We start from the raw sequence: 20,687 nt of genomic DNA, 5'->3' as shown, positions 1-20,687 counted from the left end.
TGCGGCCAGGCGTCGCCAGCACGTCATGCCCGAACCAAAACCCAGCTCCTGCGGCAGATACTCCCACTGGATGCCGGTGTGCAGCACGAACAGGATCCCGCACAGGGCCTGCCGGTCCGGCACTCGCGGCCGGCCCGCAACCAGCTTCGGCCCCGGCTCGGGCAGTAACGGCTCGATGAGCGACCACAGTTCGTCCGACACGATCCACGGCCGCGACTGACGTTTGCCCACGACCCGACCAACGAGCAGACAAGCCGACGGTCACTTGATCAACAACTTCTGTTAGGACCTCTTAGCAGCGTCCGGCACGGGGAGAGTAGCCCAGTGTTTCCGGAAAGCGGCAATGAGGCCCGGCTCTCGCCTTCTCAGCGTTCGACGGCGTCGTACTGCTCGCGCCACTTGTCGATCAAATCCGCCATCTCACGCTGCATGAAGGTGTAGAAGTCCTGCATCTCGTGCAGGCGCCGTCCGGCCACGCTGTCCTCGTCGGCGGCCTTGATGCCCGCGGCCGCCGCGTCCCCGCTGCTCCGCTGTACTTGGCCCCGAAGTCCTGGCTCAGACACCAGGAAACAAGTAACCCGCCGGTAGCTTTCAGGGCTTCGTCGCCGCGGTCTTCTCCGATTGGCGCGGCACGGTCGTGGTCTTGCCGAGGTGCCTGTACCCCGTCGACCTCGGCACGCCGAACATGTCGCGATCTGCTGGACAGTCTTCTCCCCCGCTCGTCGTAGAGCCGTTGGGTGAGTGCGGCCTGGTCCGCGGTGAGCTTCGGCCGGCGCCTGCCGACCCGGACGCGGGCCCGTGTGGAGGTGCGTGAGGGCTTCGCGTGCCGAGCCCACACCTGTGGAGTGATCTGCCTCACAGGCTGTCACAGCGATCAGTCGCGCGGTGTCTTGAGGCCGAACCCCTTGAGACAGAGGAGACAGCATGACCGAGAAGCACCGCATCGTCGTCCTCGGCGCCGGCTATGCCGGGGCCTACGTGGCCGGGACCCTGGCCCGTCGGCTGTCCCCGGCGGACACCGAGATCACCGTGGTCAATCCCGAGCCGGACTTCGTCCAGCGGCTGCGGCTGCACCAGCTCGCGGTCGGCCACGAGATCGAGGCTCCCCAACTCGCCGACGTCTTCGTGGGCACGGGGATACGGCTGCGCCTGGCCCGTGTCACCGCCGTCGACCCCGAGCGCCAGGTCGTCGCCGTGGTCGACGCCGATGGCGGCGGCGAACTCGGCTACGACACGCTTCTCTACGCGCTCGGCAGCCACGTCGCCGACCACGGCGTCCCCGGAGTGGCCGAGCACGCCTTCGACGTCACCAGCCGGGCCGCGGCGCTGCGCCTGCGCGAGCGCCTGGACAGCCTGAGCCGGCGGGACGACGACGGGAGCGTGCTGGTCGTCGGCGACGGGCTGACCGGCATAGAGACCGCCACCGAGATCGCCGAATCCCGGCCCAGCCTGTCGGTGACGCTGGTCGCCCGAGGCGAGTTGGGCACCTCGCTCTCCGCCGGAGCCCGCGGCCACCTGCGCCAGGCCTGCGACCGGCTGGGCATCACCGTCCTGGAGCACACCACCGTCGAAGCCGTCGAAGCGACGCGGGTGTTGTGCGCCGACGGCACCGCCCTGGTGTCCGACGCGACCGTGTGGACGGCCGGGTTCGCGGTCAGCCCCATCGCCGCCGTCGGCGGTCTCGAGGTCACCGAGAACGGTCGGATAGTCGTCGACCGCACCATGCGGTCGGTCTCCCACCCGAACGTGTACGCCGCCGGCGACAGCGCCTACGCCATCGGCGACAACGGCCGGCCGCTGCCGATGTCCTGCGCTTCGGCCGGCTACACCGGCAGGCAGGCCACGGCCGCGATCGTGGCACGCCTGACCGGCAGCGAGGTCCGGAACACCAAGCTGGAATACCACGGCAACCACATCAGCCTCGGGCGGCAGGACGGGATCCTGCAGATGGTCGACCACGAAGCACAGGCGAAGCCGAAGTACGTGGGCGGCCGGAAGGCCGCACGGATCAAGGCGGGCATCGTCAAGATGTCGCTGTGGACCACCTCGCACCCCACCTTCGGCCTGCCCAAGCGCAAGCACCGCCTGGCCGCCGCGCCGGATCTGTCCGCCGAGAAGACGGTCCGACCCCTGGAGAACGGAGCAGCCAACCATGGCTGACGAGAGAGGCCGAGAGATGACCGACCACACCACCGACGTGGCGACCGAAGCGTTCGTCACCCACCGCAACCTGCTGTTCACCGTCGCCTACGAGATGCTCGGATCGGCGGCCGACGCCGAAGACGTCCTCCAGGAGACCTGGCTCCGCTGGGTCAAGGTCGACTTGGGAATGGTGAGCGACCAGAGGGCGTACCTGGTGCGGATCACGACCCGGCAGGCGCTCAACCGGCTGCGCACCATGAAGCGCCGCCGCGAGGCGTACGTCGGCCAGTGGCTGCCCGAACCGCTGATCACCACGCCGGACGTGGCCGAGGACATCGAACTCGCCGAGAGCATGTCGATGGCGATGATGCTCGTCCTGGAAAGCCTTTCCCCGACCGAGCGGGCGGTGTTCGTGCTCCGCGAGGTCTTCGAGGTCGATTACGACGAGATCGCCGAGGCCGTCGGCAAGAGCCCCGACGCCGTCCGCCAGATCGCGCACCGCGCCCGCCGGCACGTCGGCGCTCGCCGCCCCCGCAGGACGGCCTCCCTGAGCGAGACCCGGGCGGCCCTGGATTCCTTCCAACGCGCCATCGAGTCCGGGAACCCGCAGGACCTCCTCGACGTACTCGCCCCCGACGTCGTTCTGCTCAGCGACGGCGGCGGCGTCAAGAGGGCCGCGCTGCATCCGGTCATCGGCGCCGAGAAGATCGTCCGCTTCTACCTCGGCGGCTCCGCCAAGGTCGAGGCCACCATCACCTGGGAGCCCACCGTGGTCAACGGCAGCCCCGCACTCGCCGTATACGTGGGCGGCGAGCTCGACGGCGTCATGGCCGTCCGTGTCGAGGACGCCCGCATCACCGGCCTCTACTTCGTCCGCAACCCCGAGAAGCTGACCCGCGTCACCTCCGAGACCCCGCTCACCCTGCGCTGACGACCTCGGCTCGGACACCACCCATCCACAGCACATACGGGCTTCGGCCAAGGAGAGGCATGGATACTCAGGCACCGGGCGCATCCGGCCCATCCCCGTCGCCCTGGCCGACGGTGGCCAGGGCGGTCGCTCTGCTCATGGTGATCATCAGTGTGCTGCTCACGGCCTTTGCCTGGCCGTCGGTGCGGTCGCATGTACACGATGTGCCGATCGCCGTCGCCGGACCGACCGCCGCAGTCGAGCAGGTCGGCGCCGCCCTCGACCAACGTCTGCCGGACGGCTTCGCGATCACCGAGGTCGCCGACACCGCAGCCGCCGAACAGTTGATACGCGACCGGGAGGTGTACGGGGCGATCGACGTCAGCTCCCGCACCCCGCAGGTCATCACCGCCTCCGCCGCCGGCGCGGCGGTCGCCCAGACCCTGCAGAGCGTCGCGACCGGGCTCGGTCAGGCGCAGGGACACGGCACCGGCGGGACCCCCATCCGCGACCTCGTCACCCCGCCGGCCGACGACCCCCGCGGCGCCGGCCTGGCCGCCGGAGCCCTGCCCCTGGTCATGGGCGGCCTCCTCGCCGCGCTGCTGCTGACCAGACTCGTCCGCGGCACCACCCGCCGGGTCACCGGAGCGCTCGCCTTCGCGATCACAGGCGGCCTGGCCGTGGCAGCGATCCTGCAGTTCTGGCTGGGCTCCCTGGGCGGCTCCTACGCCGCCAACTCCGGTGCCGTCGCACTGGCCATCGCGGCCACCTCCTTGAGCATCATCGGGCTGGAGTCACTGCTCGGGTACGCCGGCTTCGGCCTCGGCGCCGTCGTCATGATGCTCATCGGCAATCCCCTGTCAGGTACCTCGACCGCACCCGAGATGCTGCCCGGCTGGTCCGGCGCGCTCGGCCAGCTGCTGCCGCCCGGGGCAGGTGCCCAGGTGCTGCGCTCCACGGCCTTCTTCGACGGCCGTGGAGCGACTCACCCCGTCATCGTCCTGGTGGTCTGGCTCGCGCTCGGTGCGGTGCTGTGTCTGGCCGGCAGTCTGCGCGCGCCGTGCCACCACCGTCGCGGCGGGACTTCTGAGGACGCCCGCATCACCGGCCTCTAACACGTCCGCGACCCTCAGAAGCTGACCCGCTTCACCTCCGAGACCCCGCTCACCCTGCGCTGACGCCAACGGCTCGGAAGCACCCGTCTATCTCCGCACACCACAAGAGGGGGACCACACCATGATCAGACAAATGACGGCCGCCGCGTCGCGCGGCCTCACCTTCCTCAGGACCGCGATAGCCCTGCAGACCCTGACCCTCTTCTTCCAGGCGGTCACCGCGGGCATGCTGCTGACCTCGTCCCACGGCTATCTGATGCACGACGTCGGATCGAAGGTGATGTACGCAGCCGTCATGCTGTACGTGCTCGCCGCGATCCTGGCCTGGCGCCCGGGCGGCGGATCCCCCCGCCCCGTCCTGTACGCCACCGGCTTCCTCCTCCTCGCCTCGGCGCAGGTCGCGCTGGGTATCGCGCACGTGTCCTCGTTCCATGTCCCCTTGGGCGTGGTGATGTTCGCCCTCAGTACCCTGGCCCTGGTCCAGACACTGTCCCCGCGCCCCGCTGCCAGGTCGTAGCCGCCGCCTGGTGGACTGGCGATCTCGACCTCATGGATTTCCTCCCAAAAAGGCCATGCCGAGATGGTGCCGGAGCAGGGTCGGTCGCCGAGCAAAAGGAGGGGGCAGGGCAGCTGGTGCCACGTGCAGCCTGACGTGGCCACGAGAACGATCGCCGCCAGCAGACCGGCACGCCAGTCTTGTACGATCTTGCGCCCTGATCTAGTCCCGCATACTCACCAGTTGAGATGGCCTGTTAGTTGAATACGGTGGCTTGTTGGCCTCGGTGTCGGCCTGGGGCCGGTGGTTGCCGCTCGACCGCCGCGCCTTGGCCCACCAGCCGGTCATCAGCATCCGGCCGCCGGCGGGCAGGGTGAGGTGAAACGCTCGGGGTCATTCACTCAGCTCGTCCTGCCAGCCGTCCTCGTCGGTGTAGAGGATCGCGCGCAGGCCACTTCGGTCGCTGCTTCCTGGATGTCGGTGATGGCCTGGCTGAGCGGCTGGCGCAGGGTCGGCGGGGTGGCGAGGAAGCAGTTCCGGCGTCGGTCGAGCCAGCGCGGGCTGTGGGCCCGGTCGCGGACGACGCCGCTGGTGCGGGACGGCTGGCCGCAGGCGGAGCATGGCGGCTCCTGCTGCATTCGTGCCCAAACTTCGGCGAACCGGGGGTCGAGTGGGGCGGGGTTAGAGAGGCCGGGGCGACGCCGAGCTTGAGCGCGGCCTGCTCGTGGTTCATTCCTGCTCCTGGGTGTGACTTCCAGTGATAGGTGGCCAGCCGCCTTAGACGCCGTTTCAGTTGGCGTGATCTTGGGGCAGTCTGGGGTCATGACTGCTGCGCTTGTCGAACGGTTGGCGCCGGAAGACCTGTGGGAGTTGTTTCAGCGGGTGGTGCCGCCGGCACCAGTCCGCCCGCAGGGCGGAGGGCATCCTCGGCGAGGGGACCGTGAGGTATTGGCCGCGATCATCTTCGTGGCCACCTCGGGCTGCACCTGGAACCAGCTGCCGCCAGGCTTCGGCCTGTCGGGCGTGACCGCCTTCCGCCGGTTCACCGAGTGGACGGAGGCCCGGGTGTGGGCCAAGCTCCACCGCCTGGTCCTGGACGAACTCGGTTCCCAGGGCGGGGTGGACTGGTCGCGGTGTGCGATCGACTCCGTCAGCGTCCGGGCCCTCAACGGGGGCAGCTGACGGGACCGAATCCGACTGACCGCGGCAAGAAGGGTTCGAAAATCCACCTGATCGTTGACCGTCGCGGGTTGCCCCTGTCGATCGGCATCTCGGCCGCGAATCTCCATGACAGCCAGGCCCTCATCCCGCTGGTCCGCGGTATCCCGCCCATCCGCTCCCGCCGTGGCCCTCGCCGCCGGCGGCCCGGCAAACTGCACGGAGACAAGGGCTACGACTACCGGCACCTGCGACGCTGGCTGGCTTCCCGCGGCATCCGGCACCGCCTGGCCCGCAAGGGCATCGAGTCATCCCGACGCCTGGGGCCGACACCGCTGGGTCGTGGAACGGACCGTGTCCTGGCTGTCCGGCTGCCGCCGACTCCACCGCCGCTACGAGCGCAAGCCAGAACACTTCCTCGCCTTCACCGCCATCGCCGCGACCCTCATATGCCACCGCAGACTGGCCAACTGAAATGGCGTCTAAGCAGCAGGGCAGCCCTGGCCTGCCTGCCTCAAGGCTGGGCTGGCAGACGAACGGCGCGTCGCTGCCGGGGAGTTGTCAGCTCTCGTTCACCCGTCGGCAACCACGTGAGGAGACCCTTCTCCGGGCACGTTGATCAGCACAACGTGCCTTTTTTCGTCTATTGGGGGGAACAGATGCGAAGACCTGGCATACGCCGTGCGGGAATTGCAGCGGCGGTGGGTGGCCTGCTCACCGTGCTCGTCTCGCCCGGCGCCCATGCGGCCCCGGCGGCGCTCACAGATCCGGCGAAGGCGGCAGCGGTGGCCGCCGAGCTCGGAGACGATCGGAGCGCCGGCGTGTACTACAAGGATGGGCGGCTCGTTGTCGGGGTCACCGACGAGGCTGCCGCAGGATCGGTTCGGAGCGCAGGCGGGACGGCGGAGGTTGTCACCCATAGTGCGAACGAACTCGACTCCATCCACGCGGAGTTGGATCGACTGGCAGGTATCCCCAACACAACTTGGGGCGTTGACCCGAGCAGTAACCAGGTGTCCGTCAAGATCTTCGATGGCGTTTCCACCGCTGATCGAGCCCGGCTTGAACGGGCTGCCACGCTTCACGGAGACGCGGTACGCATCGAGAGACGCTCGGGCAAGCTGGAGCCGGCTGCCTATGACATGCGAGGTGGCGTCGGCATCGTTTCCGACGACTGGCTTTGCAGCTCAGCGTTCAACGTCCAGAACAACTCAGGTGAGAAGTTCATGCTCACCGCCGGACACTGCACTATCGGTCAGAACTTCACCTGGTACCGGTACAGCGGCACCATCAAGTTGGGAACGGTGACAGACTGGTCGTACGAGCCCGGGGACTGGGCCGTCGTCGACTACACGAATCCTGACGTCTCCCCACTCGGGATGGTCCAGTACAGGGACGGCACCTCGTCGCAGATTACGGCCTCACGCTGGGTCTCGGACGGAGAGAAGGTGAAGCGCGTGGGCACCACGAGCCAGGACTTGGACGGCATAGTGCTCCAACCGAGCACCACCGTGAACTACCCCGACGAAGGGGTCACGCTCTACAACATGGTCGAGACCAGCCTCTGCAGCAAACATGGCGACAGCGGAGGGGCACTGTTCGCGGGGACGACCGCCTTGGGCATCAATTCCGGCGGCAACTACCTCGACTACGCCTGTGGCAATACGGATGCGCAAACCGATCGCGTTTCCTATTACCACCCGGTCCAGGACGTGCTCCTCAAGAAAGACCTCAGGGTCTTCTGACCCGAATCCAATGGTGGGGTGAGGACACCTGCCGGATCGCACGGCTGCTGGAACGGGCCTGTACTGACGCTGCACGCCCGGTACAGGCCCGCACCACACACGGCCCGCGATGAAGAGCTTCGTCACGATGCAATAACAGAGGCGGCCTTGCACGGGAACGAACCGAACCGGGTCCGGGGTCCGCGCGTCACAGGGGCGGTAAGGGCCCCACACCTCCGCCGCGCAACTCCACTCGTCACCGTCATTCCCTGGGGGACCCATGCGTACGAACACCACGCGCACCGTCCATCTGCTCGTCACGCTCGCCGTGGGGGCCGGGGCCGTCGCAGGGTGCGGCAGTGAGAAGTCCAACGGTACCGGCACGGAGGTCCACCCCACCGAGTCGGCGCAGGTGGAGGCCCGCGCCCGTAAGGTCGCCAACGCTTGGGACGGCTCCGAGGCCGCCGAACAGTGGCACAAGGGCTACTACCCGATGAGCGAGGTGGTCCAGTTGCCCGAGAACGGCTTGCGCAACGAAGCCGACGAGCGTGCTTACGAGACGGGGAATTTCGACTTGCGTGCAGACCTCTCGGCCGCCCCGCGCAAGGACGGGCAGGCGACGTGGGAGACCGGCGGCTCCCTGACCATGCAGATCATGGAGGCCCAGCAGGCGTACAAGGCCCTGGATCGCGACAGCAGCCCCGGACCGCGCCTGACGGTGACCGGAGCCGAACTGGGTGAGATGACCCTGGTTACCAGCCGCGGACCTGCCACCGTCCCGGCCTGGCTGTTCACACTGGACGGCTACGACACCCCGCTCAAGCGGGCCGCCGTCAACCCCTCGAAGCTCCCCGAGCCGCCGATCAAGCCGGCTCGGGAAATCCCCACCGATGTGCTGGCGCCGCTCGGTGGGTTGGTCGAGGTGGCCGCGGACGGCCGGTCCGTCACCGTCGTGGCCACCCATGGATCGTGCGACGAGGGGCCCACCGTGGATGCGCTGGAGACGAGCGGCAGCGTGGTGCTGTCCGCATCTGTTGCCGGGGCGAGCGAGGGTGACTGCACTAGCGAGATGCGCGGACGGAAAGTGAGGGTGAAGCTGGACCGGCCGATCGGCGACCGCATTCTCCTGGACGCCTCCACGGGCCGACCGGTGCCGTACGGTCAGTGGCCGAGGACCTCCCAGAGCTGGAGCTGAGCCTGTTCAGAGGCCCTGCCTATGCGGTACGGCGACGTGACCGCATCCCTCGCCGTGCTCGTGAGTGTGGTCCGGGTAGGGAGCGTGTGCAGTGGTCATGGTTCGTCTCCGGTGGTCCTTCGGCAGCCAACTGTGCCGAAACGCCGGCCCCTCTTGACTCAATGCTGCTCCTCAACTTCCCCTCGGACGGGATACGCAACGTGACAAGGGAGTGGCACGCGGCCGGAGTTGACCGCAGAAGGCCGCTGCCGCGCGGCGGGTGTTGTGACCTTCTCGGTGGGCGAGGTCGCCGCCTGACACGGGCTGTCCACAGCTGTGGAAACCGAGGGCCCTCGTCGGCCAATACGCCCGGTCGCCCACGCGGACCCCAGCGGAGCTTGGATCTCGGCCAGTGCAGTTCAACCTTCGACCAAGGCCGGATGCACCCTGCCCGGCCCCTGGAGCGAGAAGCGAGAACGCCAGCTCGGAGAGCTGGCCGATCCGGTGAGCCAGCAGACCCAGCGTGATCCGAGTGGCATGCAGCACCGACTCCTCGCCGCCCTCTTCCTTGCTGCTCGCGTCGGTGAACCGCGCACAGGTACGGAAGAGTTCGGCATTGCCCAGTCCGGCCAGCTCTTCCCGCAAGACGGGGTCAGCAGTGACGAGGACGGCCTTGAGCTGATTGATGGCCTGCGTACGGGCTTTGACAGCCGACGCCTTCGTGAGTTTCTACATTCTCGCGATCTGCACCGGACCGTCGCCCGCTTTGGCCCGCGCGCACGTCCGCCCGCTCAATACGGCCCTGGCCGCGTTCTGGGCATCGAGCGACCGGAACTGGAAGGTACGCAGTCAGACCATGGAGGCTGGCACCTTCGAGCCGACCGACACCGACCTCGACTTTGGAGCGTTGAAGCTCAGGGAGGGCTGCCCGGCGAAGAACGAGAAGCCGCCGGCCGCTGAAGGCGGCAGGGTGCCGAACTTCGCCGGCGAGTCGGTCAAGGCCGCGCGCTCCGCCCTGGACTCCGGTGTCTCCCTCACGGTGAAGGATGCCCTGCCGGACGACCGCTGGGTACTGGTCGAATCGAATTGGAAGGTGTGCACGCAAGAGCCGGCCGCGGGCACATCGCTCAACGGGCAGCCGGTCACTCTCAAGGCGGTCAATTCGAGGAGTCCTGTCCCTGACCGTCAGTCGGGCTGCAGTAGGGCACACGACGCCACGTAAGTCACCGAGTTGATTGGGAAACCCACGCGATGAGTCTCGTCTCTGCTGACTTGGATATACCCACCGCAAGTGACTACGCCTGCGACTGGGCGCTGATCGATGTAGAAACCTCAGTACTCGTACCCCGACGGGACCGAATGCTGTCCGTCGCGGTGGTGACGATCAGCCCGGAAGGCGAACAGCCCGGAAGGCGAACAGCCCGGAAGGCGAACAGCCCGGAGAGTTCTCGACCCTGCTCAACCCTGGATGCGACCCTGGGCCGGTCGAGGTACACGGGCTCACGGCTGAGCGACTGCGGGCGCTCCGACCTTCGCCCACCTCCTCCGTGATCTTTGGCGGCCGGGAGCTGCCCGAGGTCGTCATGAGGCGATCGCATCCGGGCGACCAGCAACCCAGGGCATCCCTTGTCGGGGTTGGCCCGGGGATCCGTCCGGCCTGCCTCGTCTCTCATTCGCCACCCACCACCGTATCCCCGTCGAACCGCAGCGACGTGATCCGCGACTCGCCGACCCACTCCCGGAGGGTGTCCAGTGCAGCGGGCTCAAGTTTCGTGGTGAAGAGGAGGGCCAGGTGCTCTCTGGCCCGTGAGCATGCCACGTAGAACAGGTTGCGTGCCCTGATGAACGCCTCCAGTTCCTTGTCCATCAGTTCGTCGCGCCGGGAGAAGTTGGCCAGCATCTCGGGGATCTGGAAGCGGGAGTGTCCCTTGCTGACCACGACGAGGACCCGGTTGAACTCCAGGCCCTTGACTCCGTGCTGTGTGGCGAAGGGCGTGCCGCCGCCGAGGTGCTCGTTCAACGCCAGCAACTCCGCGTACGGCACCTGGCGCAGTTGTTGGTACTCCTTCGACCGCGCCGCCGCCCGGGCTTCGGCCTTGTCGTCACTCCCAGCCTGCGGGTCGGTGCCGGATGGTGACACGGCCTTCCGGTGACGCTCGCGCACCTTCCCCAAGCCGTCGAAGAGCTGCTGCTCAAGACAGAGGTCGAGGACGTCGCCGACCGTGCCCGTCTTGCGGGCCTCCCCCAGTTGCGTCAGGAACGCCATCCATTCCTGCTTGTCGGCCGACGAGTTGATGGGTGGGCGGCCACGGGGGTCGAGTGCGTCGAACATGGCGCCGTAGCGCTTGTTCCGGTGGTGGAGCAGGGCCGGTTCCAGCGTGTCCATGAAGAAGGCCATGGCGTGGTCCTCCTTCCTCACGTAGGAATCGTTGCGCCGGAAGGCCCCGTGGAGCTTCTGATATCCCAGTTCGCCGGCGATCGTCTCGTGCGTGAGCATGAGGATCTTCGTGCTGGGCTCCTCCGCCCGCGCCCAGGCATCGTGGCCGGATGCCCCGGTGCTCCATAACCGGTCGCGGACGTCGTCCAGTACCCATTTCCGGGCCGCGTGGGCCGCGTCCCAGCCGAGCTGACCCTTCCGGTGGTGGGTGAGCCTCGTCCCGGCCCATTCGTTGGTGTGATAGACGGCGACGGTGCCCTCGCCAGCTCCTGACGCCGTGGTCTGCGTCAGTTCGGGACGCATCGTGTTCAGGAGGTTCACGACGGCGCGCTGCGAGCGCCGATTGCGCCGTCTGAAGAGCGGTGTCGGGCGGGCGTCCTCGAGTGCCCCGCACGCGTTGTCGTAGATCTGCTGCCAATGGTCCCCGAAGAAGCCGCAGAGAGGGCCGCGCGCAGTGGCTTCATCGCCCGGCGTGCCCAGGATGGCCTCCGCCAGACCGGCGGGGGTGTCCTGGTACTCGTCCACGAAGACGATCGGGAACCGGTCAGCAGCCAGGGCCCGGAACTTGGGAAGGGCGAAAAACGCCCTCGCGAGGACGGGCAGATCGTTGTGACCCAGCTGCACGCGACAGCCGTCGTGGTCCACTTTCTGGAAGCCGGTGCTGTACTCGACGGTGTAGCCGTCCAGTGAGGTGTGGCCCTCCATCTTCGACAGCATGAGGTCCAGCTCGACGATGTGGCGCAACAGGTGGTTACGGAAAGGGGAGAGCAGCTGCCACAGGAAACCATGGATGGTTTCGGCGAACACGTACGGGCTGCGGTCGGTACGGCTGATGATCTCGTCGCGGGCCACATTGGTGTAGGTGACGCAGGCGATGCGCTGGTGGCGCCGCGGGAGGTAGCGGGGGCGGTCAGCCAGGATGCTCTGGAGCGCCTCGATCAGTGAGCTGGTCTTGCCCGCACCGGCACCGGCCTCCACCTTGAAGTGACGGCCCGCCTGGAGAGCCGTCAGGATCGTGTGCGTGACGTCTTCCGCCTCGGTCGTCACTGGACGTCCGCCTTCGTCGCCGTCCCGTCCTGTGCCATGAGCCACTCGAGGCCGCGCCTGATGTACTTCGGGACCTGCCAGTCGTGGTCTCCGAGGACGTGGTCGAGGGCGAAGTCGACCTTGCTGCGCCTGGTCTCCACGCTGCTACGGGCCTGTTGTTCCAGCTCCTCGGCGGGAGCGGCACCCGTGGGGATACCGAACAGGGCCCGGTTGGCCAGCGCGAAGGCGTCCTCGAAAGTGCGGCCGCACGGACCGCCGGGCTCCTCCGGCACCTGGTAGGCGAGGCACATGCTGCCGCCGGCGATCGGCGGGTCCGTCTCGGCCCGCTGCAGCAGCTCGGCCACCGTGATGTCGGCCATCTCGGGGGACCACGCCCTGATGGACTGGTTGGACGTGCGTCCGGATTCGGACACCAGGCATTTGCGGATCTTGGGCTCCCTGTCGTCGACGGGATCAAGATCCGTGATGATCAGGGCTGGGATCCCGAGAACCTTCAGCAGCGGATAGAACCTGTGGGCATGCGCCCCGCCGACCTCCATCAAGGTCACGTACTGGTGCTGGGGGGACTCTCCGGGCCTCCTCGCCGCCAGCTTCTCCTCCGCAGCCGGGACGAAGATGCGCTCGCTGGCGCCCTCGACGAGGATGGCCTTGTCCGCGAAGTAAAGGTCGGCCCGGGTGAGGGTCAGGTACTTGCGGAGGAACCTCTCGTCGCCGGTCACCCGGGACAGGTCCTTGATGACAGTGCGGGCCGGCCCCGGCTCGCTTCCGCTCTCCACGGTGTCCTCCTCCTTCCGGAAGTACCGGATGTCGGAGAAGTGTCCTTGGTTGGCCACGTGTGCCGAGTGGGTGGTCACCACGAACTGAGCGTTCCACCGGGGGCTGCTGTCGATTGCGGTGCTGCTCTCCTCGACCGCTCCCTTTTGCCCGGGCATCGTCGCTCTCATCTGCGCGTCGATCCGGGGGAACAGATTGACGGAGTACGTGAGTCGCTGGATGAATGCCTCCTGCATCTGCGGATGCAGATGGGCCTCCGGTTCCTCCAGGAAGACGAGATGGATCCCCGACTCCGGAGAGGTCGCCGTGTGGTCGCGGTAGCAGGTGAAGAGCCTGAGCAGAATCATCACCAAGTTCCGCGTACCGAGGCCGTTGTACGACTCCGGGAACCGCACACCGGCCACTCCCGGATAGTGAATGCGCGCGAAGTTCCTGAGCAGCCTCTTGGAGTCCAGCCGGGCGGCCGTGACGAACTCCTGGTTGGCCAGACCCGGATAGCCGAATGCCTTCAACGTCGGCGCCACCCGTTCGCGGACCTTCTGGAGGCTGCTGTCGAGTCTGCCGGAGGTGTCCACGAGTGTCCTGTCGATGTTCGCGGCGAGCTCCTCCAGCCACGTCGCGTTCTGGCTCTTCTCCGCCGCGGTCAGCAGTTGCTCGAAGACCGCTCCGATTGGTGCGGCATGCCCGTCGCTCTCGTCGTCCAGCCCTCGCTGCGCCTCGACGAAGTCCACCCTCACCAGGGTGCGCACGTCCGCGAGGTCGACCGGTCGGACGTTCGCCTCATCGGTCGGGTCGACCGCCATCACCGACATCTCGAAGTGCTTCGGGATGCCTCTGCCCAGCTGCTCAAGCGTGGCCGTGGCATCCGGCCCCACCGGCACGCCGCCGAAGAACTCCTTCAGGGCACCGTCCCCCAACGCGAAGGCGAACCTGATCACCACCTCGGAGCAGTCGGGGTCGAGGTCCACCACGAAGGGGGCCAGGGGTCCGTACTGGCCGCAGTCCTTGTCGTAGGAGATGTGGAGGGTGAGGGTGACTGCCGGAACCGTGTCGCGCGCCTGCTCCGCCTCACCCGAGGCGAAGAGGCGATGGGCGGCGAGGAACTCCTCGTAGCAGTCGGCGGAAAAGTCTTCGATGCGCAGCGCGGCCTTCTTCCTCGCCACGAAGAATTCGAACAGTTTCGCCAGCGAGGTCTTTCCCGTGTTGTTGCGGCCGACGCACAGTGTCACCTTGTCCGTGAAGGAAAGCTCGGTTCTGCGGAGCAGCCGGAAGTTGCGGATGACCGCCTTGGTGAGCCGGGGCGGCACCGGGACTACGGTCCCGTATGGTTCGGCGGAGCCGTCTCGCGGGCCTGGGATGGCACACGGATCACTGGGCTGGGTCATCGCGGCTCCTTGCTGCGCTCGTACACACCCTGGGACGTCCGGCGGGAACACACAGCAAAGGGAGCCACAAGCCCCATGAGATGCCGTCGCCCCCTCAGGGTCTGGGGCCGCATCTTGTCACCATAATTCTCTAAATGCACAGCGGTCGCATTTGATTCAGTTTCGGTCGCCTATCGATCTGAATCAACTCCCAAATGTTCGAGATACGGCACCCATGCGGCCACCACCTCATAGGCCGACGGACCGGGTGAGGGATGGCCATGTACGAGGCGCACAGCGTGACCGGTGCTCAGCAAAGACGTTGCGCCAGGAGCGGTGAATGGGTCCGCATCAGGCCCGATGCCAGCCCATGTCCAGTCCCGTCGAGTTCTTGAGGACCTGGTTCAGCGCTTCGACCTGTCCGACGTCGTCGAAGAGGCTGCGGGGAAGGTGGTCGTGAGCGAGAGGGCCGACGCCGTGCAGGATGTCGTCGTACGCCGACGCCACGGCGGCACCTATCAGCAGGTCCGTCGCCTCATCGAGGCCCACGTGCTCCGCCGGCCATCGGTACTCGCCCTGACTCACCTTGAACACCGGGAACAGCCACTGCATGTCCCGGTCGGGCTTGATGAACCTAGTCGCTCTCTCGCCCAGGAAATTGACGCCGTAGTGCGAGATCGAACAGACGTCTCTTTCCCGCAGGGCAAGCAGACGTGAAGCGCACATGAGGGACACGGCAGGCGTACGCGCGGACAGGTGCATGGGGGTCGTGGCGGCTTCCCGGAGGGTCGAGAGGTCGGACAGACGGGAAGCCACGCTTCCCATCCGGAGCCCACTGCGCTTGGCCAGCATGTGCTGGAAGTGGACCGTCACCTCGTGGCTCGGATACTGGAACTCCAGGCCCGTCTCCCAGCCCGTCATCGCCTTGGCTGCCGTCACGAACCGGTAGGGAGGGTAGAGCTCTCTCCAGTCGACGGACGAGTCGTCGGAGTTCAAGCCCGGCACTACAGGGTTCAGCGCGAAGTCGATGAGAGCCAGGACGGTACTTCCGCCGAGGGTGCGCCCTGCGAGAGCACGTGCCAGGCGACACGGCATCCCATACTCGCCGTTCAGCACCTCGAGCAAGAACTCGCGCAGCGCCGGGTCAACTTTCCGTATGAAGGCGCCCTCGAACTGGAAGAGTTCGTCGAGCACCGCCGCGCACTCGAAGAGGACGCGAGTGGTGAGCGGGCCCTCGGAGGTGTGCATGAGCTTCAGGGGCCCGTCGATGCCGACGCGTACGTCATCGGGACACTCGACCATCTCCATGCCCGCACCCTGGCGCCACATGTCTTCGAGGGAGTGCTCCATGGCCGCCCGCATGTCCCAGGTGGCGGTGTCGAACTCCGTCAGACCCTCCGGGTCCAAGAGGAGGTAGTAGGCGAAGTAGAGGTTGAGCCAATCCAATTCGCTGTATTTCAGTTCCCCCTGGGCGTGCTTGGGGTAGCGCTCGAAGGAGAAAAAGGGGAGTCCTCTGCTCCGGTCCTCGTGGAGATGCTCCACGTCTTGCCGGGGCAGGTGAGAGATCGTGTACGCGGCCAACTGGTCCCTCGTGCGCCGCAGCAGGCTCAGAAGAATGCCGACAGTTGATCCGTGATATCGAGCCCAGTGGCTACTCTCGTGGACGTAGGTCTTGTGCCAGGAGCCGACCGCCGTCACAAGATCGCTGGTGCGCGTGCGGGTCTGATCCTGAAAGAGGATCTGGCTGCGCAGATTCAACTCGGCGCCACTCGAGTTCCGTAGACGTGGAGAGTGGACGGTCACCGGTTCACCCCTTCCGAGCCGTCCGCACCCTGGTCGTCGTCTTCCAGTCGAGGAGGCGCCTCCTCCACGGGCCCCCGGTCACGCGCCCGCTCGACCAATGCCTTCAAGGCGTCATACAGGGTGTTCGTGGCCAGGCCGGCGGCGACGGAGATGGAGATCTCCGCCCAGTGGGCGTGGCGTAAGGAGTCGCGCCTGTTCTGCTGCAGGGGCGTGAGGGCGAGGGAGCACTTTCCGGCGAGGTGCTGATCCGCCTCTACTTCCCGTGCTAGCACCTTCAAGTTCGCGGCTTCGCCCCGGTATTCAAAGATCGGCATGACGGGAGCCTACAACTGGCCTCCGGTTCCCGGACCGGGACTCGGACACCGCCGTCATCGCTGGAGGAGCGCGGTAGCGCAACGTCGGGTGAGTTTCGCCCCGGGTGGTCGTTTGACGGCGGCGACGTGGGGGGGGCGGCGCCGGCTACGCCTCCGCCTACAATCTCACATTCGCTCCCGGCCGGAGCCTGGCGGACTTCTTCGGAGAGCGGACCGTCGGCGGTTATGTCGTCGCGGAAGCCAAGGGCCGCTCAGGCCCGCTGACGAAGGAACTGCGCGAAGCCATGGAGGAACAGAAGAGGACAGTCAAGACCATCAAGGGCGAAGTGCCGAAGATCGCATACGCGAGCGCGGTGCACTTCTCCTCCCCCCATAGCCCCATGCGTCTGACGGCGATCGACCCGGACACAGCCCACCCTCGCGCCGTAGACCTTCCCGTCGACCCGGACCTACATGTGCTGGCCTACTACACGCCGTTCCTGGACGCCTTCGCCGATCAGGAACCACTCATCCTGGGCGACTACATCGTGGCTGGCTTCGCGGCGCTCGGCGTGACGCTCGGGGTCTTGGCGCCGGTGCTGCACCGTGTGGAACGGGCGGCTCGGCGCAACGAAATCGCGGGCCTTCGCGACGACATCCTGGGCCTGCTCGCCCGCCACCGGCCTCGCCAGGAGCGCACGCTCTACATCGACGGCACTCTTTTCGCGGCAGACTGGACGGTTCCTGAGGACCGGCGCCGCCCGGGCCGTCGGGACAGCGAGGTGCTCCCCGACTTCCTGCACGAGGCGTTCCGCAGCATGGACGAGGAGGACGACTGGCGAGTGGTGTCCGTGGAGGAGGGGGACCTCGACTGGCGGGATCTGTCCCCTGCCAGGGCCTACATGCCGCGAATCCTCCCCCAGGGTGATCTCCTCGAGGGCTGAGGCATGGACGGCCGCCAGGCACCCTACGGCCGCTGCAGATTCACCGCCGCGGTGTGGATGCCGCCGAGGGCCTATCGGGAGCTGTCCCAGTCCACGCGCTGTGCAGATCGGCTTGTCTTCGTCGGCCCAGCGACACGAGTTTCGCCGGGCAGCCCAACGTGGCAACTCCACCAGGTCGATGCGAATGTCGACGATGGTGGTGTGGCCTGTCCAGAGCGACGGTGGAGCCTCCCCGGTTGCACCGAGGGCGCCGAGAGCGGTGCCGATTTCCCATAGGATCCCCAACCGACGTCACCGCTCACCAGCGAGGCCAAGATCTCCCTTGCTCGTCTCGGCCGCACCCTCAGTACTCCGGTCACGCCGCCAAGGGTGCGCGATCGGCTGCGACACCGCCCGCCACCACGCTTCCACCGGCAGCTTCCCCGCTGGCTCGAACGGCTCACCCGGCCACGAGCGCACCACCGCCTGGCCGGCCTCCTCGGCCGCATCCTTCATCCACTCCCCCGGCTCCGCTCACGCATGCAGCGCCAGGTTGAACGTCCCCCAGTGGATCGGCAACAGCACCTCACCGGACCAACATCCTGCTTCGAGAATTGAGACAGTGAGGGCCATCGAGGTCCCTACCGTGAAAGTCCCTTACCGGATGAATCGCACCCCATACGGAAAAACTCAACCTGCCGCTACTTGGCGAAAGCCCCCACTGCAGAACCAGTCGTTGGCAGCGAGCGCTTCATATAGGGCCACCATCCAGGAATTCTTGTGCAGGCGTGCACGTGAGCGTGCGAGTCCCTCCAAGTGCGCACGGACGTCTGATGCTCCGCCGGCCTGAAAGGCTTCTTCGATCGACAGCTCGATGCCGGGCAGGTCGTCGGCGGCCTGGTCCTCATACAGCGGGGCCAGCTTGAAGGTCTCGAAGTGGTATCTGACGCGCTCTACAAGCTTCGCATTCCACGACGACGGCGGATCCACGTAGAACTCGATCCGCCAGCTATCCGGGCTATCCAGGGGCCTCGCCTGGAAGGACCGGCCATCGGCCGAGCAGGTTATGAGCCGCGCCCCCAGCCATCGGTCGTCGTCGACGTCATCGAAATAGGGGTGGAGGGTCTGCTCCGCGTAGCAGGTCGGGGCACGGTCCTTTTTCTCGAAGTTGCAGTCCGAGCAGATGGGTAGCAGGTTGATCGGTACGGCGGCAAGGTAGGGGTAGATCGACTTGGGCATGTGATGATCGACTTGGCGCACTGCACCGACACCGCACATGGGGCACTTGGTCTTTCGATTGCGGGCCTCTTCGTACACGGGACGGCCGGGATGATGCGGCCCCATCCGCCGTTCGTACATGGCGATCAGCGCGTCCCTATCGCGCTTCTTATGCGGGAGGGGAGCGAACTCGGCAGGCTGCAGATGATGAAGCGTGGAAGTGCGGCACGCCTGTTCATACGCACCGGCAGCGATCAATACTCTTAGCTCATAACTGCTGAGCAGAGTCCGCATCGTCAGGCTGATCTTCGTCCTGATGCACATGCGGAACGCTTCTTGCGTTCCGATCTGGGGAGGATCAAGTCGGCGCATCAGCGCCCGCCTTCGCGGCGGCGGGTCGCGGAGCGGGCCAGTGCTCGCCCTTCGGCACCAAGTTGGTCATCGAATTCGTCGAGAATCTCGTCGAACGACATGCCGTCATCGGCGAGCGACTGGATCAGCCGGTTGAACCCTGTGCGGCGCACCTCCAATCCGAAGATCTCCCGGGTGATCACTCCGACGTTCTCGCCGAACGTTTCGATCTCGGGGTGATCGACACGTATATCATCGCCCGCTCTGCGTAGGGCCCAAACGGCCTCACGGGGCGTCTCCTGGAGCACTACGGGCGAGTGCGTGGCAATGATCGCGATGCCGTTGCGGTCTCTCAGCAGCTCGGACAGGGTTCGGACGAACGTAGACAGCAACGGAGGGTGGAGATGGCCCTCCGGTTCGTCGATCAGGACGAGAGTGCGTTCCGTGGTGTGCTGTACCAGACGGGCCAGGGTCAGCAGGACGATCTTGTGTCCCGAGCTGAGTCCGTCGAAGATCTGCTCGGGGTCCGGCCGGTCCTGGTCGCGCGCGAGCCGCGTGATCTCCAGGTCCTCGAAGAGGGGGTCCGTCTCTTCGAGCGTGGCCAGGACATCGCTCCAACGACGAGCCTTCGCGGGGTGATCCTCCGAGCATCTTTCTACACATTCAGCAAACTCGGCGCCCAGAGCCGTGTAGCTCTTCACTCCCGCACCATCGGCCGTTTTCAGGCCAACGTACTGGTAGTCGACGCGGTCACCGACCCGACTGACCGCTTTGCTGACCTGATGCGGACCCCGAGGGTCGAAAGCACTGAACGACACGTACACGACATTGGTACAGGGATGCTGGCGGTGGTCGAGCCTGTCCTCCAGCGAGCTATGGCGCAACCTGCTGCGTGCGGCGAGTGTGGTCTGGGCGATGTTGTGCAGCAGGCGTGTCTTGCCTACGCCGTTGCTTCCGATGACCGCATGGATGTTACTAGGAGGGTTCTTGTCTGGGTCTACCTTCAGTTCGATGGTGAGTGTCGGGGTGCTCTCGGACAGCGCCTCCTGCCGGTAGCGGACGTGGAAGCGTGAGAGCGTGGGCCCGCCCTGGACGATCCTGCGGTACTGCGTACGGACCGTATCGGCATCGGTGCCACGCAGCAGCGAGTCCCTCATGACTGGTTCGTTGCGTGCTTGTTCGAAGAGCTCGGCGTCGTAGGCGACATCGCGCAGACCGGAGAAAATGGCCAGGCGCGTTTCGTCATCGAACTCGTCACGGAGCGTTGCGTAGTAGCTCTCATCCGTCCCCAGGGAGAAGAATCCTGGCTCGAGGGTCTCGAAGCGCCTGGGCAGGGAAGTCCGGCCAGCCTCCATGCCGAACGAGCCGATCTTCACTGCGCCTACGTTGACGGCGCGGCTCCCGTTGTGGCACCGCAAATGGAAGACCGTCTTGAACCCGTAGTCATCCCAGCTATCGTCTCCGAGCCACGCTACGCCTGGACGAGTACGCGCTGATTCCCGCGCGTTGGGCACCGTAGTGAAGTACACCGCGTCACATTACCGAACATGCTCCTGCCGAACGGGCAACTGCCGCCGATCGCACGGAAACGCTGATCAGCGGACTGGGCAGACCGAGCTGCGCAGTGGCACCGCTCCTTGGCCTGTCGAGTCTCACGGATGCAGGCGTCGAGGATGTCGATAGCAGTATCGACTTCATCGTCACCGTGGCTTCGCCATGACCTGCAGACGGAAAGCGGACCGCGTCGGAGGCGACCGC

General features: G+C 66.5%; 16 protein-coding genes and 3 pseudogenes. 10 read left to right on the top strand and 9 right to left on the bottom strand.

The genetic code is table 11. From position 1 onward, the window contains the following. Both ACH4G3_RS06280 and ACH4G3_RS06275 read right to left on the bottom strand, forming a co-directional pair. Positions 1-231: transposase (locus ACH4G3_RS06280; protein WP_397623337.1), on the bottom strand; the 231-nt coding region annotated here is incomplete at its 3' end. Between the two features lie 134 nt (positions 232-365). After that, a complete protein-coding gene (locus ACH4G3_RS06275; RefSeq protein ID WP_397623336.1) occupies positions 366-563 on the bottom strand; it encodes a hypothetical protein in 198 nt (65 codons plus the stop codon). Positions 564-924: 361 nt separating this feature from the next. Between ACH4G3_RS06275 and ACH4G3_RS06270 the strand changes: the two genes are divergently transcribed. From ACH4G3_RS06270 to ACH4G3_RS06230, 9 genes and pseudogenes are all read left to right on the top strand, one after another. Next, the gene (locus ACH4G3_RS06270; protein ID WP_397623335.1) at positions 925-2,160 is read left to right on the top strand and encodes an NAD(P)/FAD-dependent oxidoreductase; all 1,236 of its coding nucleotides are present in this window, start codon (positions 925-927) and stop codon (positions 2,158-2,160) included. A gap of 16 nt (positions 2,161-2,176) precedes the next feature. Next, positions 2,177-3,073: an RNA polymerase sigma-70 factor gene (locus ACH4G3_RS06265; protein WP_397623396.1), complete on the top strand. Its 897-nt coding sequence runs from the start codon at positions 2,177-2,179 to the stop codon at positions 3,071-3,073. A 59-nt stretch (positions 3,074-3,132) separates the two neighbouring features. Continuing rightward, entirely contained in the window at positions 3,133-4,167 is a 1,035-nt protein-coding gene (locus ACH4G3_RS06260; protein WP_397623334.1) for an ABC transporter permease, read from the top strand. Between the two features lie 133 nt (positions 4,168-4,300). Next, positions 4,301-4,684 (top strand): hypothetical protein, encoded by a 384-nt coding sequence (locus ACH4G3_RS06255; protein WP_397623333.1) that lies wholly within the window; start codon positions 4,301-4,303, stop codon positions 4,682-4,684. 801 nt (positions 4,685-5,485) lie between these two features. Then, positions 5,486-6,295, top strand: a pseudogene (locus tag ACH4G3_RS06250) (IS5 family transposase). Between the two features lie 227 nt (positions 6,296-6,522). Next, entirely contained in the window at positions 6,523-7,566 is a 1,044-nt protein-coding gene (locus tag ACH4G3_RS06245; protein WP_397623332.1) for a S1 family peptidase, read from the top strand. A 259-nt stretch (positions 7,567-7,825) separates the two neighbouring features. Next, positions 7,826-8,740, top strand: a complete 915-nt coding sequence (locus ACH4G3_RS06240; RefSeq protein WP_397623331.1) for a hypothetical protein — start codon at positions 7,826-7,828, stop codon at positions 8,738-8,740. A gap of 682 nt (positions 8,741-9,422) precedes the next feature. Then, positions 9,423-9,941, top strand: a complete 519-nt coding sequence (locus tag ACH4G3_RS06235) for a PASTA domain-containing protein (protein WP_397623330.1) — start codon at positions 9,423-9,425, stop codon at positions 9,939-9,941. A gap of 29 nt (positions 9,942-9,970) precedes the next feature. After that, a pseudogene (locus ACH4G3_RS06230) lies at positions 9,971-10,253 on the top strand (hypothetical protein); the annotation flags it as partial. A gap of 135 nt (positions 10,254-10,388) precedes the next feature. Here ACH4G3_RS06230 and ACH4G3_RS06225 read toward each other — a convergent pair. The 4 genes from ACH4G3_RS06225 to ACH4G3_RS06210 form a co-directional block, all read right to left on the bottom strand. Next, positions 10,389-12,203 carry a UvrD-helicase domain-containing protein gene (locus ACH4G3_RS06225; protein ID WP_397623329.1) on the bottom strand — a complete coding sequence of 605 codons (1,815 nt, stop codon included), beginning with the start codon at positions 12,201-12,203 and terminating at the stop codon, positions 10,389-10,391. Then, a complete protein-coding gene (locus ACH4G3_RS06220) occupies positions 12,200-14,362 on the bottom strand; it encodes an ATP-dependent nuclease (RefSeq protein WP_397623328.1) in 2,163 nt (720 codons plus the stop codon). Before ACH4G3_RS06220 ends, ACH4G3_RS06225 begins: the two co-directional genes overlap by 4 nt. A 330-nt stretch (positions 14,363-14,692) precedes the next feature. Continuing rightward, a complete protein-coding gene (locus ACH4G3_RS06215; RefSeq protein ID WP_397623327.1) occupies positions 14,693-16,144 on the bottom strand; it encodes a hypothetical protein in 1,452 nt (483 codons plus the stop codon). Continuing rightward, positions 16,141-16,458, bottom strand: coding sequence for a hypothetical protein (locus tag ACH4G3_RS06210; RefSeq protein ID WP_397623326.1), 318 nt, complete (start codon positions 16,456-16,458; stop codon positions 16,141-16,143). The genes ACH4G3_RS06215 and ACH4G3_RS06210 overlap by 4 nt, the downstream gene beginning before the upstream one ends. Positions 16,459-16,742: 284 nt before the next feature. Between ACH4G3_RS06210 and ACH4G3_RS06205 the strand changes: the two genes are divergently transcribed. Beyond that, the gene (locus ACH4G3_RS06205) at positions 16,743-17,381 is read left to right on the top strand and encodes a hypothetical protein (protein ID WP_397623325.1); all 639 of its coding nucleotides are present in this window, start codon (positions 16,743-16,745) and stop codon (positions 17,379-17,381) included. 291 nt (positions 17,382-17,672) lie between these two features. Here the strand turns inward: ACH4G3_RS06205 and ACH4G3_RS06200 are convergent. The 3 genes and pseudogenes from ACH4G3_RS06200 to ACH4G3_RS06190 form a co-directional block, all read right to left on the bottom strand. Further along, positions 17,673-17,945: pseudogene (locus ACH4G3_RS06200) on the bottom strand (MBL fold metallo-hydrolase); the annotation flags it as partial. A gap of 105 nt (positions 17,946-18,050) precedes the next feature. Further along, a complete protein-coding gene (locus tag ACH4G3_RS06195; RefSeq protein WP_397623324.1) occupies positions 18,051-18,950 on the bottom strand; it encodes a hypothetical protein in 900 nt (299 codons plus the stop codon). Then, positions 18,950-20,305: an AAA family ATPase gene (locus ACH4G3_RS06190; protein ID WP_397623323.1), complete on the bottom strand. Its 1,356-nt coding sequence runs from the start codon at positions 20,303-20,305 to the stop codon at positions 18,950-18,952. Before ACH4G3_RS06190 ends, ACH4G3_RS06195 begins: the two co-directional genes overlap by 1 nt. Positions 20,306-20,687 lie beyond the last annotated feature (382 nt).

It is taken from the genome of Streptomyces afghaniensis (genome assembly GCF_044327915.1).
In the GTDB taxonomy this organism is placed as follows: domain Bacteria; phylum Actinomycetota; class Actinomycetes; order Streptomycetales; family Streptomycetaceae; genus Streptomyces; species Streptomyces afghaniensis.
This window is presented reverse-complemented; position numbering and strand designations above follow the sequence as displayed.

What these genes read in the sequence shown, in the direction of transcription:
- ACH4G3_RS06240 (WP_397623331.1), top strand. Translation starts at nt 7,826, where the DNA reads ATGCGTACGAACACCACGCGCACCGTCCATCTGCTCGTCACGCTCGCC.
- ACH4G3_RS06210 (WP_397623326.1), bottom strand. Translation starts at nt 16,458, where the DNA reads ATGCCGATCTTTGAATACCGGGGCGAAGCCGCGAACTTGAAGGTGCTA.
- ACH4G3_RS06260 (WP_397623334.1), top strand. Translation starts at nt 3,133, where the DNA reads ATGGATACTCAGGCACCGGGCGCATCCGGCCCATCCCCGTCGCCCTGG.
- ACH4G3_RS06270 (WP_397623335.1), top strand. Translation starts at nt 925, where the DNA reads ATGACCGAGAAGCACCGCATCGTCGTCCTCGGCGCCGGCTATGCCGGG.
- ACH4G3_RS06255 (WP_397623333.1), top strand. Translation starts at nt 4,301, where the DNA reads ATGACGGCCGCCGCGTCGCGCGGCCTCACCTTCCTCAGGACCGCGATA.
- ACH4G3_RS06220 (WP_397623328.1), bottom strand. Translation starts at nt 14,362, where the DNA reads ATGACCCAGCCCAGTGATCCGTGTGCCATCCCAGGCCCGCGAGACGGC.
- ACH4G3_RS06265 (WP_397623396.1), top strand. Translation starts at nt 2,177, where the DNA reads ATGACCGACCACACCACCGACGTGGCGACCGAAGCGTTCGTCACCCAC.
- ACH4G3_RS06195 (WP_397623324.1), bottom strand. Translation starts at nt 18,950, where the DNA reads ATGCGCCGACTTGATCCTCCCCAGATCGGAACGCAAGAAGCGTTCCGC.
- ACH4G3_RS06205 (WP_397623325.1), top strand. Translation starts at nt 16,743, where the DNA reads ATGGAGGAACAGAAGAGGACAGTCAAGACCATCAAGGGCGAAGTGCCG.